The 15594-nt window shown below is 66.1% G+C and carries 14 protein-coding genes and 1 pseudogene; 5 read left to right on the forward strand and 10 right to left on the reverse strand.

Annotation, left to right across the window (positions count from 1 at the left end; translation table 11 throughout):
- Positions 1-25: 25 nt before the first annotated feature.
- The 4 genes from ABDV69_RS09010 to ABDV69_RS09025 form a co-directional block, all read right to left on the reverse strand.
- Positions 26-1315 carry an ArsB/NhaD family transporter gene (locus ABDV69_RS09010; protein ID WP_343573385.1) on the reverse strand — a complete coding sequence of 430 codons (1290 nt, stop codon included), beginning with the start codon at positions 1313-1315 and terminating at the stop codon, positions 26-28.
- Positions 1316-1505: 190 nt separating this feature from the next.
- The gene (locus ABDV69_RS09015; protein WP_343573387.1) at positions 1506-1952 is read right to left on the reverse strand and encodes a CBS domain-containing protein; all 447 of its coding nucleotides are present in this window, start codon (positions 1950-1952) and stop codon (positions 1506-1508) included.
- Between the two features lie 120 nt (positions 1953-2072).
- The gene (locus tag ABDV69_RS09020) at positions 2073-2513 is read right to left on the reverse strand and encodes a CBS domain-containing protein (protein WP_343573389.1); all 441 of its coding nucleotides are present in this window, start codon (positions 2511-2513) and stop codon (positions 2073-2075) included.
- A 27-nt stretch (positions 2514-2540) separates the two neighbouring features.
- On the reverse strand, positions 2541-3842 hold the full coding sequence (locus tag ABDV69_RS09025; RefSeq protein WP_343573391.1) for an ArsB/NhaD family transporter: 1302 nt from the start codon (positions 3840-3842) through the stop codon (positions 2541-2543).
- Positions 3843-4190: 348 nt separating this feature from the next.
- On the opposite strand from ABDV69_RS09025, the gene dxs reads away from it, so the two are divergent.
- Positions 4191-6161 (forward strand): 1-deoxy-D-xylulose-5-phosphate synthase, encoded by a 1971-nt coding sequence (gene dxs / locus ABDV69_RS09030; RefSeq protein ID WP_343573392.1) that lies wholly within the window; start codon positions 4191-4193, stop codon positions 6159-6161.
- Positions 6162-6231: 70 nt separating this feature from the next.
- On the opposite strand, the gene ABDV69_RS09035 is transcribed toward dxs, so the two are convergent.
- From ABDV69_RS09035 to ABDV69_RS09045, 3 genes and pseudogenes are all read right to left on the reverse strand, one after another.
- Positions 6232-7515: a ribonuclease D gene (locus ABDV69_RS09035; protein WP_343573393.1), complete on the reverse strand. Its 1284-nt coding sequence runs from the start codon at positions 7513-7515 to the stop codon at positions 6232-6234.
- A gap of 1 nt (position 7516) precedes the next feature.
- A pseudogene (locus ABDV69_RS09040) lies at positions 7517-8154 on the reverse strand (DUF3000 domain-containing protein).
- Positions 8155-8247: 93 nt separating this feature from the next.
- Positions 8248-9060, reverse strand: coding sequence for an enoyl-CoA hydratase/isomerase family protein (locus ABDV69_RS09045; protein WP_343573395.1), 813 nt, complete (start codon positions 9058-9060; stop codon positions 8248-8250).
- Positions 9061-9171: 111 nt separating this feature from the next.
- Here ABDV69_RS09045 and hemE point away from each other — a divergent pair, with 111 nt between their 5' ends.
- The 4 genes from hemE to ABDV69_RS09065 are packed head-to-tail and all read left to right on the forward strand — an operon-like array spanning position 9172 to position 13067.
- The gene (gene hemE, locus ABDV69_RS09050) at positions 9172-10221 is read left to right on the forward strand and encodes a uroporphyrinogen decarboxylase (RefSeq protein WP_343573396.1); all 1050 of its coding nucleotides are present in this window, start codon (positions 9172-9174) and stop codon (positions 10219-10221) included.
- The gene (locus ABDV69_RS09055) at positions 10218-11591 is read left to right on the forward strand and encodes a protoporphyrinogen oxidase (RefSeq protein WP_343573397.1); all 1374 of its coding nucleotides are present in this window, start codon (positions 10218-10220) and stop codon (positions 11589-11591) included. Before hemE ends, ABDV69_RS09055 begins: the two co-directional genes overlap by 4 nt.
- 5 nt (positions 11592-11596) lie before the next feature.
- Positions 11597-12292, forward strand: coding sequence for a hydrogen peroxide-dependent heme synthase (gene hemQ, locus ABDV69_RS09060; protein WP_343573398.1), 696 nt, complete (start codon positions 11597-11599; stop codon positions 12290-12292).
- Between the two features lie 22 nt (positions 12293-12314).
- Entirely contained in the window at positions 12315-13067 is a 753-nt protein-coding gene (locus ABDV69_RS09065) for a class I SAM-dependent methyltransferase (RefSeq protein ID WP_343573399.1), read from the forward strand.
- On the opposite strand, the gene ABDV69_RS09070 is transcribed toward ABDV69_RS09065, so the two are convergent.
- The 3 genes from ABDV69_RS09070 to aftC all read right to left on the reverse strand — a co-directional run bounded on the left by ABDV69_RS09070 (position 13064) and on the right by aftC (position 15556).
- Entirely contained in the window at positions 13064-13774 is a 711-nt protein-coding gene (locus ABDV69_RS09070; RefSeq protein WP_343573400.1) for a GNAT family N-acetyltransferase, read from the reverse strand. The two genes, ABDV69_RS09065 and ABDV69_RS09070, sit on opposite strands and share 4 nt — an antisense overlap.
- A gap of 64 nt (positions 13775-13838) precedes the next feature.
- On the reverse strand, positions 13839-14255 hold the full coding sequence (gene msrB, locus ABDV69_RS09075; RefSeq protein ID WP_343573402.1) for a peptide-methionine (R)-S-oxide reductase MsrB: 417 nt from the start codon (positions 14253-14255) through the stop codon (positions 13839-13841).
- Positions 14252-15556 (reverse strand): arabinofuranan 3-O-arabinosyltransferase, encoded by a 1305-nt coding sequence (aftC, locus tag ABDV69_RS09080; RefSeq protein WP_343573403.1) that lies wholly within the window; start codon positions 15554-15556, stop codon positions 14252-14254. The genes msrB and aftC overlap by 4 nt, the downstream gene beginning before the upstream one ends.
- Positions 15557-15594: the final 38 nt, after the last annotated feature.

Genomic DNA, 15594 nt, shown 5'->3' on the forward strand with positions numbered 1-15594 from the left:
GTGGTTTCGCCATGTGCGTTGTCGACTAGCGCATCACGAAGTAGCGCAGCCACAGATAGAGCGCGCAGAGGACGGTGGACATCACGGTGACCAGCACGCCCTTGCGGGTGAACTGCCAGAACGAGATGGGGTTGCCCGATTTCAGCGCGATGCCGAGCATCACGATGTTGGCGCTGGATCCGACGGCGGTGAGGTTGCCACCCAAGTCGCCACCCAGCCCCAGCGACCACCACATCACATTGTGGTGTGCCTGGGCCGGAATCACCGAGGCCAGGTGGCTCACGATCGGTGTCATGGTCGCGACGTAGGGAACGTTGTCGATGACGCCGGACAGCAGCATCGACACGCCCAGGATCAGCATCGTCGTCACCAGCACATTGCCACCGGTGGCGTCCGCCGCCATCTGACCGAGGGTCTTGATGACCCCGGTTTTGAACAGCGCCCCCACCATCACGAACAGGCCGACCATGAACAGCAGGGTGTCCCATTCGACGTTGGCCAGGTAGTCCGACTTGTTCAATCCGGAAGTGAGGATGAGCGCACCTGCGCCCAGCATGGCCACCAACGCCGGCTGGAGGTGAATCGCTTCGGAGACGATGAATCCGAGGAAGACCAGGGCCAAAACAGTCACGGATTTGATCAGCAGCGCGCGATCCTGGAGCGTTTCTTTTTCGTCGACGTTCATCACGTCGGCGATCCGCTCGGGGTCCGCGGCGGGGAGGCCGCGGAACAACAGCGGAAGCGCGGCGACGAACACCAGCATAATGATGATCACGATAGGCGCCATGTTGAGCAGGAAGGCGTTGAACGACAGGCCTTTGCGTGCCCCGATAATGATGTTGGGCGGGTCGCCGACCAGCGTCGCTGCGCCGCCGATGTTGGAGGCGAACACCTCGGTTATCAGCAGTGGGACGGGGTTGATCGCCAGGCGCTCACACACCAGCAAGGTCACCGGGGCGATCAGCAGCACCGACACCACGTTGGGCAGCAGGGCCGAGGCCACAGCCATGACCACGCTCAGCAGGATCATGATTCGTATCGGAGATCCGTTGGCGCGCTTGACTGCCCAGATTGCGGTGTATTCGAATATCCCGGTCTGGCGCAGGATGCTGACGATGATCATCATGCCCAGCATCAAAAAGATGACGTCCCAGTCGATTCCGCTGGCCTGCGAGTAGAACACGTCGCGCGATTCGATTACCGGCAAGGTAATCATCACGCCTGCGCCGACCAGAGCGACGGTGGTGTTGTTGAACCGGTCGCTGATGATGCATGCGTAGGCTGCGACGAACACCGCGATCGCGAAATATGTCATCGGCGCCGCCCTGGACGCCCGATCAAATCTCTGCTACCTCGACCTCGATGCTCACGACCGCGAGATCTTCCACGATGTCCATGGCACAACTGTCAGCCTATAACAGGGTCCTGGTAATTCTCATGTCGAGCGGCGGTCGCTGGCGTGCCTCGAAACATTCAGGCGCGCTTGCCGTGTGGCGAACGAGCGACTATTCCTTGAGGGCTGCGGCGAGCAGGCGTGACGCGGTGATCACACCGTGCAGCTTCCCGTTTTTGACCACGGCAACCAGTGGGCTCCGCAGCCGCGCCATGACCTCCGCCACCTCGATGATGGTGTCGTCCGCCTCCGCCACCGGAACATGCTGACGCTGCTTGGGAAGCACGTCGCGAATCGTCTTGGTGCCCAGTTTTTCTGCTGCGTGGTCAGCCATCGACTCGGTCAGAACGCCCGCCAGTCCAGGGTCATCCTGCACATAACCGGGCACAATGAACCGCACCACCTGAGACGCCGGTAGCACCGCGTAGGGCGCTTCGGACGTCTCGGTCACGACCACGAGGCCGTTGAGACGGTGCTCGGCCAGCAGGCGCACTGCGTCCAGAGCATTCGAGTCGATGCTCACCACCGGAAACTTTTCGTCTAGATCCTCTGCCCGCACATAGTCACAATACGTCCGCGGAGAGCTTTCGGTTACCAGGGTGGGCGTAAGCGAATTCTCAGGTTGCGTTCGAACCCGATCCGAACACGGTCGACCGCGCGGTGGTCAGTGAAGGGGCCCTCAGGATTTGAGCGCCGCGGCCATTACTTGTGCAGCGGTGAGTGCGCCGTGCAGCGTTCCCTTCTTCGTCACCGCGATCAGCGGGCTTCGCTGTTGCGACATCTCCGCAGCCACCTTGACGACACTGTCGCGGGCATCGATTGTGGGAATCTTGCGGGGCTTTTCCGGTAACAGGTCGGCGACGGTCTTGCCCACCAGGTTCTGGCTGTGGTCGCTCAGCGTGTCGCCCACGACGCCGGCCAGCGCGGGGTCTTGCCGCACATAGCGCGGAAGGACGAAGTGCAGCATTTCGGATGCCAGCAGCACTGCGACCGGTTTGTGCGATGCGTCGGTGACGATGACGCCCGGCAAACCGTGCTCGGCGATCAGACGGGCGGCGTCGATTGCCTCAGAATCTGCTGTCACGATCGGAAACTGGTCGTCGAGGTCCTCTGCTCGCACACAGCCACCATACGGCCAAATCTCTCGCTAGGCGAAGTAGCGCAGCCACAGATAGCCGAGGGACAGCACAAACGACATCGCGGTCACTGCCGCACCGCGTTTGGTGAAGTCCCAGAAAGACACGGGGTGGCCGGCGCGTTCGGCGATTCCTACCGCGACGATGTTCGCGCTGGCGCCGACCGGGGTGAGGTTGCCGCCCATCACGGTGCCCAGCAGCAGGGCCCACCACAGCACCCCTGAACTCGCGTGCCCAGGGATCGAGTCGGCGAACTGCGCGACGACCGGTGTCATCGCAGCGGCATACGGAACGTTGTTGATGACGCTGCCGATCGTGAAGGAAATGGCGAGGATCAGCACTGTCGCCGTCCAGGTGTCGCCGCCGGCGAAGTTGCTGGCCACCTGCGCCAATTCTTTGATGACTCCGGTCCGGACGAGTGCCCCGACCATGACGAACAGTCCGGCGAAGAACAGCAGCGTTTCCCACTCGACGCTGCCCAGGTAGAACTCGCGGTCGATTCCAGTGATCACAATCAGCAGGCCGGCGCCCGCCATCGCCACCAGCGAGGGCTCCATCCGGATCTGCTCATGCAGGACGAACCCGGCGAACACGATCGCCAGGACGATCACACACTGCCGGAGTAGACGCGGATTGCGGATCGCCTCGCGTTCGTCCAGCGACATGACGTCTGCGATGCGCTCGGGATCGGCCTTGAAGAACCCCGGGTACAGCCGGGGCAGTACCGCTATCAATGCCACCAGTACCAAGAGCACCGCCGGTGCCATGTTTGCGCTGAAGTCGATGAAGCTCAGGTGCGCTCCGGTACCGATGATGATGCTGGTCGGGTCGCCGACCAGGGTGGCCGCGCCGGCGATGTTGGCGCCGATCGCCTCGATGACAAGAAACGGTGCGGGGTTCATCCCGAGGCGATCGCACACCAGCAGGGTGACGGGGGCGATCAGCAATATCGTGGTGACATTGTCCAGAACGGCAGTCCCCAACGCGGTGACAATGATCAGTATGATCATGATGCGTAACGGAGACCCCTTGGCGCGCTTGGCCGCCCAGATCGCCACGTACTCGAAGGCGCCGGTCTGCCGCACGACGCTGACGATGATCATCATGCCCAGGAGCAGGAACAGGACGTCCCAGTTGACCCCGGTGCTGCGTGAGTAAAAAATGTCCTCAGAGCTGATCTTCGGCAAGAAAAACATCAACGTCGCGCCGATCAGCGCGATTTTGGTTTTGTTGAAGCGGTCGGTGGTGATCAGCGCGTAGCAGACCACGAACACGGTCGAGGCATAGACGGCGTGAAACAGGTCGCTGCTCATCGGCGGTCCTGTCGGGCGTGTGCGTTGCTCGGCATGGACGGGTAGGCGGCCCTCAAGATACGAGCACCGCAGCTAGCGGGCGTGTGATCCTGAACACGCCGATGAACCCTGACGTCCGTCCGCTAGGCGCGGTGGCGCCGACCGAGCAAGTCATGCCGCACTCCCGAATAGCCGGTATTAGCAGGAAGACCGGAACAGCACTGCAAAACGCCGACCAGGCTTCCCGGCACACCGGGAGATACGGTAGCAGCCTTGTCTGTGGTGTTTCTGTGCGCCAGTGCTGCGTGTCTGGCGGGGTATCTACGCTGGTCCGCGCGCCACGTCGGTGGTCCTGCGTACACTGACACAATGCTCGAACAGATCCGTGGGCCCGCCGATCTGCAGCACCTTACGCAGGCGGAACTACGCGATCTGGCCGCCGAGATCCGCTACTTTCTGATTCACAAAGTTGCTGCGACAGGTGGCCACCTGGGTCCCAACCTCGGCGTCGTCGAGCTGACGTTGGCGTTGCACCGAGTTTTCGACTCGCCGCACGACCCGATCATCTTCGACACCGGCCATCAGGCCTACGTGCACAAGATGCTGACCGGACGCGCCCTGGACTTCGAGACACTGCGGAAAAAGGATGGGCTGTCGGGATATCCGTCGCGCTCGGAGAGCGAACACGACTGGGTCGAGTCGAGCCACGCCAGCGCCGCGCTGTCCTATGCCGACGGGTTGGCGAAGGCCTTCGAGCTGACCGGCCATCGCAACCGGCATGTGGTCGCGGTGGTCGGCGACGGCGCACTCACCGGCGGTATGTGCTGGGAGGCTTTGAACAACATCGCGGCGACCCGGCGGCCGGTGGTGATCGTCGTCAACGACAACGGCCGCAGCTACGCACCGACCTTCGGTGGCTTGGCCAACCACCTGGCCATGCTGCGGCTACAGCCCGGCTACGAATCTCTGTTGGAGCGAGGCCGCAGCGCGGTGCGCGGCATGCCGGTCTTCGGCGATCTGGCCTACCAGTTCATGCACAGCATCAAAGCCGGTGTCAAAGATGCGCTTTCACCGCAGCTGCTGTTCACCGATCTCGGGCTGAAGTACGTGGGTCCGGTTGACGGCCACGACGAACACGCGGTCGAGGCCGCGCTGCGGCGGGCGCGTGGATTCCACGGACCGGTGTTGGTGCACGTCGTCACCCAGAAGGGCCGCGGCTACGGCCCGGCCGAGGACGACGAGACCGACCAGATGCATTCCTGCGGGGTGATCGACCCGGTAACCGGTCTGGCCACCAAGGTTGCGGGCCCGAGTTGGACGGCGACCTTCTCGGAGTCGCTGATCGAGCAGGCGGCCCAGCGCCGCGACATCGTCGCGATCACCGCGGCCATGCCCGGGCCGACCGGGCTGAGCGCATTCGGACAACGTTTCCCGGACAGGCTGTTTGACGTCGGTATCGCCGAGCAGCACGCGATGACGTCGGCGGCCGGGCTGGCGATGGGCGGAATGCACCCCGTCGTCGCGATCTACGCGACGTTCCTCAACCGGGCGTTCGACCAGATCATGATGGACGTCGCATTGCACAAGCTGCCCGTCACGATCGTGCTCGACCGGGCCGGGGTCACCGGCAACGACGGCGCCAGTCACAACGGCATGTGGGACATGTCAATGCTGGGCATCGTGCCCGGGATCCGGGTGGCCGCGCCCCGCGACGGCGCCCGCCTGCGTGAGGAACTCGGCGAAGCGCTGGCCGCGGACGGGCCGACGGTGATCAGGTTTCCGAAAGGCGATGTCGGCGAGGACATTCCGGCGGTGCAACAACGTTCCGCCGTAGACATACTGGCGGTGCCGGCCGACGGTCTCGGTGCCGACGTGCTGCTGGTGTCGGTCGGAGCTTTCGCGTCGATGGCCCTGGCGGTGGCCGGGCGGTTGCGCGATCAGGGCATCGGCGTGACGGTGGTCGACCCGCGGTGGGTGCTGCCGGTGTCAGAGGCGCTGGGGGAGTTGGCGATCGCGCACAAGGTGGTTGTCACGCTGGAAGACAACGGGGTGGCCGGTGGTGTCGGCTCGGCCGTCTCAGCCGCGCTGCGGGCCGCCGAGATCGACGTGCCGTGCCGCGATATCGGTCTGCCGCAACAATTCTTCGATCACGCATCGCGCGGCGAGGTGCTCGCCGACGCAGGCCTGACCGACCAGCATGTCGCGCGTTGCATCACCGGCTGGATCGCGGCTTTGACTCGCGACGACGCGAGCCGAGACGGCCCGAGGAGAAGCGGGATCACCGATGTAGCGGGCGACGCGGTCGACTCCGGGGCCGCGATCACCGATCAGCTGGACTGACGCCGCGGTGAGATCGACGCTGTCTCGGATTTCTTCGAGAGGCGGCCGAGCCATCGTCGATCTCGCTGTGTCAGGCCTCGGGTAGCGACTGTAACGCCGCAGCCAATACGGGCACCGCCAACTCGCGTTGCCAGTTGCGGGCCTGCCCGGCGGCGAGGATTTCGTCGATCACCGCGGCGATGTCGTCGCCGGCGGGCGTTTCCCAATCCCAGCACAGCCGCCGGATCAATTCGGGCGTGACCAGATTCTCGGTCGGCACCGTCACTCGCTCCGACAGTTCCCGTAGCGCGGCACGGGCCGTGTCCAGACGCGCGGCGGCCTCCGGGCGACGCCGGGCCCAGCGGGCCGGCGGGGGCGGTCCGCTGAGTGATTCGGCGTCCTCGGCCGGGCCGGGGTTTTCGCGCGCGGCTTGGAGCGCCGCAAGCCACGTGGAGGCGCTGCGGCGTTGCCTCTTCCCGCCGAAAATCGGCAGCGCGACCAAGTCGTCGAGGGTCTTGGGATCGGCGGTCGCGGCCTCGATGATCGCCGAATCGGGCAGGATTCGACCCGGCGCGATGTCGCGTCGTTGCGCGATTTCGTCTCTTAGCGTCCATAATTCGCGGACCGCAGCCAGCCCGCGCTGGTCACGCACTTTGTGAATACCCGAGGTGCGGCGCCAGCGGTCCCGGCGTGTCGTTGGCGAGGTCTGGCCGGTGCTGCGTCGAAGGTAGTCGAATTCCTCTGCTGCCCAACCGGTTTTGCCCTGCTCTGCGAGTACGGCTGCGATCGCCGCACGCAGGTCGATGAGCACCTCGACGTCGAGCGCCGCGTAGTTGAGCCACGCGGCCGGCAACGGACGCCGAGACCAGTCCGCCGCGCCGTGGCCCTTGGCCAGCCCCACACCCAGCAGGCGTTGCGCCATCGCCGCCAAGTTGACTCGATCGAAACCGGCCAGCCGCCCGGCCAACTCGGTGTCATACAGCGCCGGTGGCTGCATGCCGACCTCGGCCAGACACGGAAGGTCCTGGTCGGCTGCGTGCAGGATCCACTCGTCGGATGCCATCACGTCGGCGAGAGGCCGCAGCACGGCCGGTGAGTCACCGCCGTGACTGACCGGGTCGATCAGCACCGTGCCGGCCCCGGCCCGTCGGATCTGGATCAGGTAGGCGCGGTTGGAGTAGCGGAATCCCGACGCGCGCTCGGCATCCACCGCGAAGGGGCCGTGGCCACTGGCCAAAAGCGTTGCGGCGGCTTTGATCTCGTCGGTGCTGATCGACAGGTTGGGCACCCCGTCGGCGGGATGCAGCAGCGGCGTGACATCAGGGTCCGCGGCGTCGGGCGTGTCGGTGTGTGGTTCTGTCGGCTCGCTGGCCATATCAAACGCGCGACCGGGTGCCCAAATCTGTCACCCCGACCGGCGGCAGCCCCGCGGCGTGCTCGAGGACGTCGCAGAACGCTTCGACATGGGTACCGATGTCGGTGGTGAGTGCCGTCCAAGACGCCCGCAGCTCCAGTTGGTGAGCCCGCGGCGGTCCGGAGATGTCGCCGTAGCGCACCGAGGTGGTGGCCGTCACGGTGCCGCCGAGTGCGGTGATCTGTTCGGTGCGGGCGTCCAGGGCCTCGACCAGCCAGCTCCAGGCGACCTCCGGCAACAGCGGGTCGACGGCTTCGCTGGAATCCAAGTCGGCCTGGATGTAGGCGACCAGGCGCATGGTGCCGTTCCACGCGTCAGCGCCCTCCGGGTCGTACAGCAGGATCAGGCGGCCAAAGGCGTCACCGTCGGACCGCTCCGGTACGACATCGACCTCGGGCCGCTTGACTTCGGCACCGAGGGCGTAGCTGTAGGGCGCGAGACGCTGCGGTGGCCGGATAGGGCCCAGCTCGATTTCGGATCGAGTGGTGGCTCCGCTCATCGCCTCCACAGCCTCGCGAAACGGGACCGGCTCGGCTGCTGTCATAGGCGCCGCACCTCCTCGTCGCTTCGCTCCGCCTCGCAGCGTTGCTGGCGGTTCACAGCATTTGACGCTAGACCTAACCGTCGACACGCGGACACAGGCGCGCCGTGACGGTCGCAGCGGTGCCATCACAGCGGACTGCAGCGCCATCGCTAATCGGCGGTGAAATGCACCGGCCGCTTCTCCCGGTGGGCGGCCAGGCCCTCGCGCACATCGGGCCCGCTGAAACTCAGAAACTCCAGGCCAAGGGAGGTTTCGAAGGCCGGCGCCGCCGTCCGGTACCAGTGGTTGAGGCTGTGTTTGGTGAACCGGATTGCCGACTGAGCCCCGTGCGCCAGTTCGTCGGCGATCCGGGTGGCGGTGTCGAGCACGTCGCGGTCGTCCACGCACAGCGACACCAGCCCGATCCGTTCGGCTTCCTCGCCGGACAGCGGCGCGCAGGTGAGCAGGTAGTACTTCGCTTTGGCCATCCCGACCAGCAGCGGCCAGCAGATGGCGGCGTGGTCGCCGGCGGCGACGCCCAGCTTGGTGTGCCCGTCGATGATCTTGGCGGTGCGCCCGGCCACCGAGATGTCGGCAAGCAGCGCCACGACCAGGCCCGCGCCCACCGCGGCGCCGTGAATCGCCGAGATCACCGGCTTGTCCAGGTTGACCATGTTGAGCACCAGGTCACGGGCCTCGCGCATGATCCGCATCCGGTCGTCGAACGCACCCATCGTCTGGTCGATCAGGTCGAAGCTGCCACCCGAGGAGAACGCTTTGCCCTCGCCGCGGACCAGCACCGCGCGCACTTCCGCGTCACGACCGATGGTGGGCCAGATGTCGGCGAGGTCGCGATGCATCTGCGGGCCGACCGAGTTGAGTCCGGGCGAGTCGAGGATCACGTGCAGCACGCCGTGCTCGGCGCGTTCGACGCGCAGGCTCGGGAACTCGTCGTAGCTGACTGTTGGGTGGCGGACTGGCATCCGGGCTCCTGACGAGTGGCTCACGGGCATTACCGACGACGAGATTACGCACGCACCGGGGCGCTGCCCGCCGCACCCGGCTGTCAGCCCGTCGTGGCAGCATTGAGGCTGATGAGTGACCGCCGCACGCTTCCCGATTCGCCGTATCTGGCCGCGGCCGCCGGCCGCAAACCCAACCGGGTGCCGGTGTGGTTCATGCGCCAGGCCGGCCGTTCGCTGCCGGAGTACCGCGAGCTGCGCAGGCAGAACACCATGATGCAGGCCTGCTTCAACGCTGAGCTGATCGCCGAGATCACGCTGCAGCCGATCCGCCGGCACGATGTCGACGCCGCAATCCTGTTCTCCGACATCGTGGTTCCGCTGCGCGGTGCCGGTGTCGACGTGGACATCGTCGCCGACGTCGGCCCGGTCATCGCGGTGCCGGTCCGTACCGCCGCCGATGTCGACGCCTTGCGGCCGCTCGATCCGGGCGGCGTGCAACCGGTGTGGGACGCGGTCTCGCTGCTGGTCCGCGAGCTGGGTCAGGTTCCGCTGATCGGCTTCGCCGGCGCGCCGTTCACGCTGGCGTCCTACCTCGTCGAGGGCGGTCCGAGCCGTAACCACGCCAGAACCAAGGCGATGATGCTGTCCGCACCCGACTGCTGGAATGCGCTGATGGCGAAGTTGACCGACCTGACCATCGGATTCCTGCGGGTTCAGCTCGACGCCGGGGTAGATGCGATTCAGGTGTTCGATTCGTGGGCCGGTGTGCTGTCGTTGGCGGACTACCGCCGGTACGTGTTGCCACACAGTGCGCGGGTGTTCGCCGCACTCGCCGACCGGGGCGTTCCGATGACGCACTTCGGCGTGGGCACCGCCGAACTGTTGGGCGCCATGTCCGCGGCCGGCGCTACGGTGGTCGGGGTCGACTGGCGGACCTCGCTGGTCGACGCGGCAGCGCGGGTCGACAGCGGTAAGTCGTTGCAGGGCAACCTCGATCCGGCGGTGCTGCTGGCCGGCTGGCCGACCGTCGAGCACGCAGCGCGTACGGTGGTCGATGACGGGCGCCGCGCTGTGGACGCCGGCGCGGCCGGGCACATCTTCAACCTCGGCCACGGCGTGCTGCCCGAGACCGATCCTGCAATTCTCACCGACCTGGTAGCGCTGATCCACTCGCTATGACTTCTGCCAAGCACTCGTATTGCGTTGTTGGTGGCGGGATTTCCGGCCTCACCGCCGCATACCGGCTGCGCCGGACAGCCGGTGAGCAGGCCAGCATCACGCTGTTCGAGCCGTCGGACCGGCTCGGTGGCGTGCTGCGCACCGAACAGGTCGGCGGCGTCGCGGTCGACGTCGGCGCCGAAGCGTTCGTGGTGCGCCGACCCGAAGTGCCGGCGCTGATGGCCGAATTGGGCCTGGCGAACGAACAACTGGGCACCACCGGGGCGCGTCCGCTGATCTACAGCCAGGCACGGCTACACCCGTTGCCGACCGGGACGCTCAACGGCATCCCCTCGTCGGCGGAGTCGATGGCCGGCCTGGTCAACGACGCCACCCTCGCTCGTATCGCCGCCGAACCCGATCAACCGTTGAACTGGAGACACGGCGCCGACCCGGCTGTCGCCGACCTGCTCGCCGACCGGTTCGGCGAGCAGGTGGTGGCCCGGTCGGTGGATCCGATGCTCAGCGGCGTGTATGCGGGCTCGGCGGCAACCATCGGCCTGCGCTCGGCGGCCCCGACGCTGGCCGCGGGCCTGGACGCCGGTGCCACGAGCGTCACCGACGCGGTCCGCCAGGCGCTCAACAGCATCACCGCCGGGCCGATCTTCGGTGCGGTGGGCGGGGGATACACCGTGCTCGTGGAGCAATTGGTCCGTCGTGGCCGTTTCCACTGGGTGCAGGCCGCGATCGACGGCATCGACGCCGCCGGACCGGGTTGGACCCTGCGGGACACCGCCGGTGAGCACTGGCACGCCGACGCGGTGATCTTCGCCGTTCCCGCGGCGCGCCTTGCCGCACTGGTCGGCAAGGCCGCCCCGCGCACCGCCGCGGCCGCCGGCCGGATCCGTAGCGCGTCCTCCGCGGTGCTGGCGATGGCGGTGCCCCGCGGCATCGACTTCCCGCAGAATTCCGGCGTTCTGGTGGCCAGCGGAGAACGGTTGCACGCCAAGGCAATTACGCTGTCGTCGCGAAAGTGGGGGCGGCGCACCGACGTAGAGCTGTTGAGGCTGTCGTTCGGGCGTTTCGGTGACGACCTGGCGACCCGCGCGACCGACGACGAGCTGCTGGCCTGGGCGCTGGACGACCTGGCAGGCGTTTTCGAGCTCACGGTCGAACCGGTCGACGTCCGCGTGCAGCGCTGGCCTGATGCGATGCCGCAGTACGGGCCTGGCCACCGTGATCTGGTTGCCGAACTGCGGGCCGGTTTGCCGCCGACCTGCCAGGTGGCGGGCAGTTACCTCGACGGGATCGGGGTCCCGGCCTGTGTGGGCGCCGCGGGTCGGGCCGCCGCTGCCGCCGTCCGGGCCGTCGAAACGTCCGTGGCACGATAGTTCTCATGGCTCGCTTGGACTACGACGCTCTGAACGAATGTGTCCGATACCTGATGTTCTCGGTGTTCTCGGTCCGCGCCGGGGAACTGGGCGACCAACGAGAACAGGTCGTCGACGAAACCGCGACCTTCTTCAAGCAGCGCGAGGATCGGGGAGTCGTGGTGCGCGGACTCTACGACGTCGCGGGCTTGCGGGCCGACGCCGACTTCATGATCTGGACGCACGCCGAACGCGTCGAAGAGCTGCAGGCCACCTACCAGGATTTTCGCCGCACCACCACGTTGGGCCGGGCGTCGACACCGGTGTGGAGCAGCGTCGCGCTGCACCGGCCCGCCGAGTTCAACAAGAGCCACATCCCGGCCTTCCTGGCCGGCGAGGAACCGGGCGCCTACATCTGCGTCTACCCGTTCGTGCGGTCCTACGAGTGGTACTTGCTACCCGACGAAGAACGCCGGCGGATGCTCGCCGAACACGGCATGGCCGCCCGCGAGTACAAAGACGTCCGGGCGAACACGGTGCCGGCGTTCGCGCTCGGCGACTACGAATGGCTGCTGGCGTTCGAGGCGCCGGAACTGCATCGCATCGTTGACCTGATGCGTGAACTGCGGGCCACCGACGCACGACGGCACACCCGCGAAGAGACGCCGTTCTTCACTGGGCCGCGGGTACCGGTCGAGCAACTGGTCAATTCGCTGCCCTGATTCTCACAGCAGAAGGAGAGACATGACAACGCAATTCGATCCCAACGATCCCACTCGCTTCGAAGAGATGTACCGCGACGCTTCCGTCGCGCACGGTTTACCCGCCGCCACACCGTGGGATATCGGCGGCCCGCAGCCGGTGGTACAGCAACTGGTCGCGTTGGGTGCGATCAGGGGCGAGGTCCTCGACCCGGGCACCGGCCCAGGGCATCACGCCATCTACTACGCGGCACAGGGATACTCGGCCACCGGGATTGACGGCTCGGAAACCGCGCTGGAGCGGGCCCGCGAGAATGCGCGCAAGGCGGGTGTCTCGGTGAACTTCCAGCTGGCTGACGCGATGAAGCTCGACGGCCTGGACAACCATTTCGACACCGTCGTGGATTGTGCCTTCTACCATACTTTTTCGACGGAGCCTGAGCTGCAGCGGCGCTACGCAGCGGCGTTGCATCGGGCCACCAAGCCGGGGGCTCGGCTGTACATGTTCGAGTTCGGCACCGGCAATGTCAACGGGTTCTTCATGCCGCGTTCGCTGACCGAAGACGACTTCCGCCAGGTATTCCCAGACGCCGGTTGGCAGATCAGCTATCTGGGGCCGACGACCTACCAGATCAACATGAGTTCGGAGAATCTCGACCACATGCTTCGGCGTGCCCCCGAGCGGGCCGAAGAGATGAAGTCGGTGGCCGAACGATTCCGTGCCATCGAGCCGTGGCTGACCGACGGTCGCGTGCACGCCCCGTTCTGGGAAGTCCACGCCACCCGAATTGACTAGCTCGCCGGGCGCACCACGGTGATCGTCATGTCGGCGCGGGTGGTGAAGCCCAGTCGGCGGTAAAGCTCGATGGCCCGGGTGTTCTCGTGCAGCACGTGCAAAAAGGCGCGATGGCCCGCGGCCCTTATCGCGGCTTCGACGGCAGCCATCAGCAGCCGGGACAGGCCCTGGCCGCGGTGATCCGGATGTGTGCACACCGCGCTGATCTCGATCCAGCCCGGCAGGTGCAGGCGACGTCCGGCCATCGCGACGAGTCGATCCTCGCGCCGCACTCCCAGATAGCCGCCCAGGTCGACGGTCGAGGCCTCGAACGGGCCAGGACGGGTGAGTTCGGCCAGCGCCATCATCTCGGCGGCGTTGCGCTTGCCAAGAGCGACAATGGTTTCCGCCGGCGTGCCAGTTTCGAGGCCGCGCTCCGGCGCGATCATCTGCGCGACTGGCAAGACGTTGGTCACCGTCCATCCCGCGGGCACGGTGATCGCCCGTTCAGCTTCGAGGGCCGCCCGTCCCTCGGGTCCGCACACTGCGGCCAGTTGCTGCCAGGCCTGCGGATCGCCGACGTCGGGCAGGGCGGCGAAGGGTGCGACGTCGACGCGGTAGCGGTAGGCGCGTGGCGCGCGGTGATCCGATGCGACCGCGAACCGGCGGTGCGGCCCGGTGAGGGCATGCCAGACGGGATCGTCGAGCAATTCGCGGGCGATCCGCATGTGCCGAATCTTCGCAGACGTCAGTGGAGGCGCTCGGCGCCGCGGTTGACCAAGGCCGTGCAGATCAGCAGCCGGCGGGGACCAGGCGCAGCGAAATCGAGTTGATGCAATAGCGCTGATCTGTCGGGGTCGGGTAGCCCTCGCCCGCAAAGACGTGCCCCAGGTGGCTGTGGCAGTTGGCGCACAACACCTCGACGCGCGTCGTCCCCAACGCGTGGTCGGGGCGCAGGATCACCGCGTCGGAGTCCGCCGGATCGAAGAACGACGGCCAGCCGCAATGGGATTCGAACTTCTCAGAGCTGCGGAACAGTTCGGCGCCGCAGGCCCGGCACTGGTAGACCCCGTCGGTCTTGGTGTCGGTGTATTCACCGACGAAAGGGCGCTCGGTGCCGGCACGGCGCAGCACATCGAACTCCTGCGGGTTGAGTTTCTTGCGCCATTCGTCGTCGCTGAGTTGAACCTTGGGCTGAGAAGAAGTCATGCGTCCACGCTAGCGTCCACGGCGAGCGGTTGCTCGGCCGTCAGCCACGCCGGATCTATGCCTTCGTCGAGCCGGTTCTCGGCCCTGGCGTCCAGGTAGCGGAAATAGAGCACGGTGAACACCACGATCAGCAGCAGCGACCACCCATAGGTGATTTTGAGGTATTCCAGCGGCCGGCCGACGAACATCCAGTTGAACAACAGCCAGCGGTCCATCGTGAGGAATCCATAGATGCCCAGCCACGCCGGCCAGTTGCGGATCACCGAATTGCGCAGCACCACCGTCATCAAGAACGGGAACAACATCATCGAGTAGTAACCCTGCGCCAGCGCCAATACCAGCCACGACCACAGCAGCAGTACACCCGAGGAGGTGGTGAACCAGAACAGCGGATCACGGGTGCGGTAGTAGCGGTAAAGCAGCCACAGGCTGCCAATGGCCAGCAGCGTGAACAGGATTCGCAGCAGGTGAATGAGCCAGAACGGCAGCCCGAAGTAGACGCCGTTGCCTTCGATCGAGCTGTTGAAGTAGTCGCGAACGCCCAGCATGTAGGGCACGGTGCGGGTGATGAAATCCCCGGGATGAACGACCAGACGCCATGCCGCCAGGTTGAACACCGCGGGCACCAGCAAAGCCGGCACGATCGCGCGCCACTGGCGGTTCAACAGCGGTAGCAGCAACAGCGGGCCGAGTAACGGCTTGACCACCAGGGTCAGACCGATCGCGATGCCGGCCCACCATTGCCGGCTTGTCCGGCCGTCGAGCAGCCACTGCAAGAAGAGCACCTCAAGCAGCAGGATCACGCCGTTGATGTTGGTGAAAACCAGTGTGTTGGTGACGGATTCGGTGCAGAACATCGCCAGTAGCAGCGCCGGCGCCGCCACCGAGCCGAGGCTGAACTTGAACATCTTGAGAAGCGCGTACGCGGCCAAGACGATCGCGGCGCTGTTGATCGCGACGAACAGGTAGCGCGATTCCGCGAACGGCAGATAGCCGAACGGCGCCATGATCAGCGTGCCGCCGGGCGGATACAGATAATGCGGGTCGACGTAGTCGAAGTGCTCGTTGTAGATGTCCCAGCCGTGCCGGAAGTTCAACACCGCGCGGTAGACCGGCTTGAAGTCGTCGGTGATGTTGCCGTTCGTGGTGACCACGATGGTGCGGTGGATGACCGCCAGGATGGCCACCGGCCACAGCGCCGAGCGCAGCACGGTCGCACTGCTCGGCGCCGCCGTGCGGGGCGCGAAGACCGCGTGCACCCGGTCGAGAAGACCCCCGGGTCGGGATTCGACACCCGTCACGAGCGCCGCTCCTTCTCATCGCCTGGCTTCGCATCGTC

Source organism: Mycobacterium sp., from assembly GCF_039583785.1.
Classification (GTDB): domain Bacteria; phylum Actinomycetota; class Actinomycetes; order Mycobacteriales; family Mycobacteriaceae; genus Mycobacterium.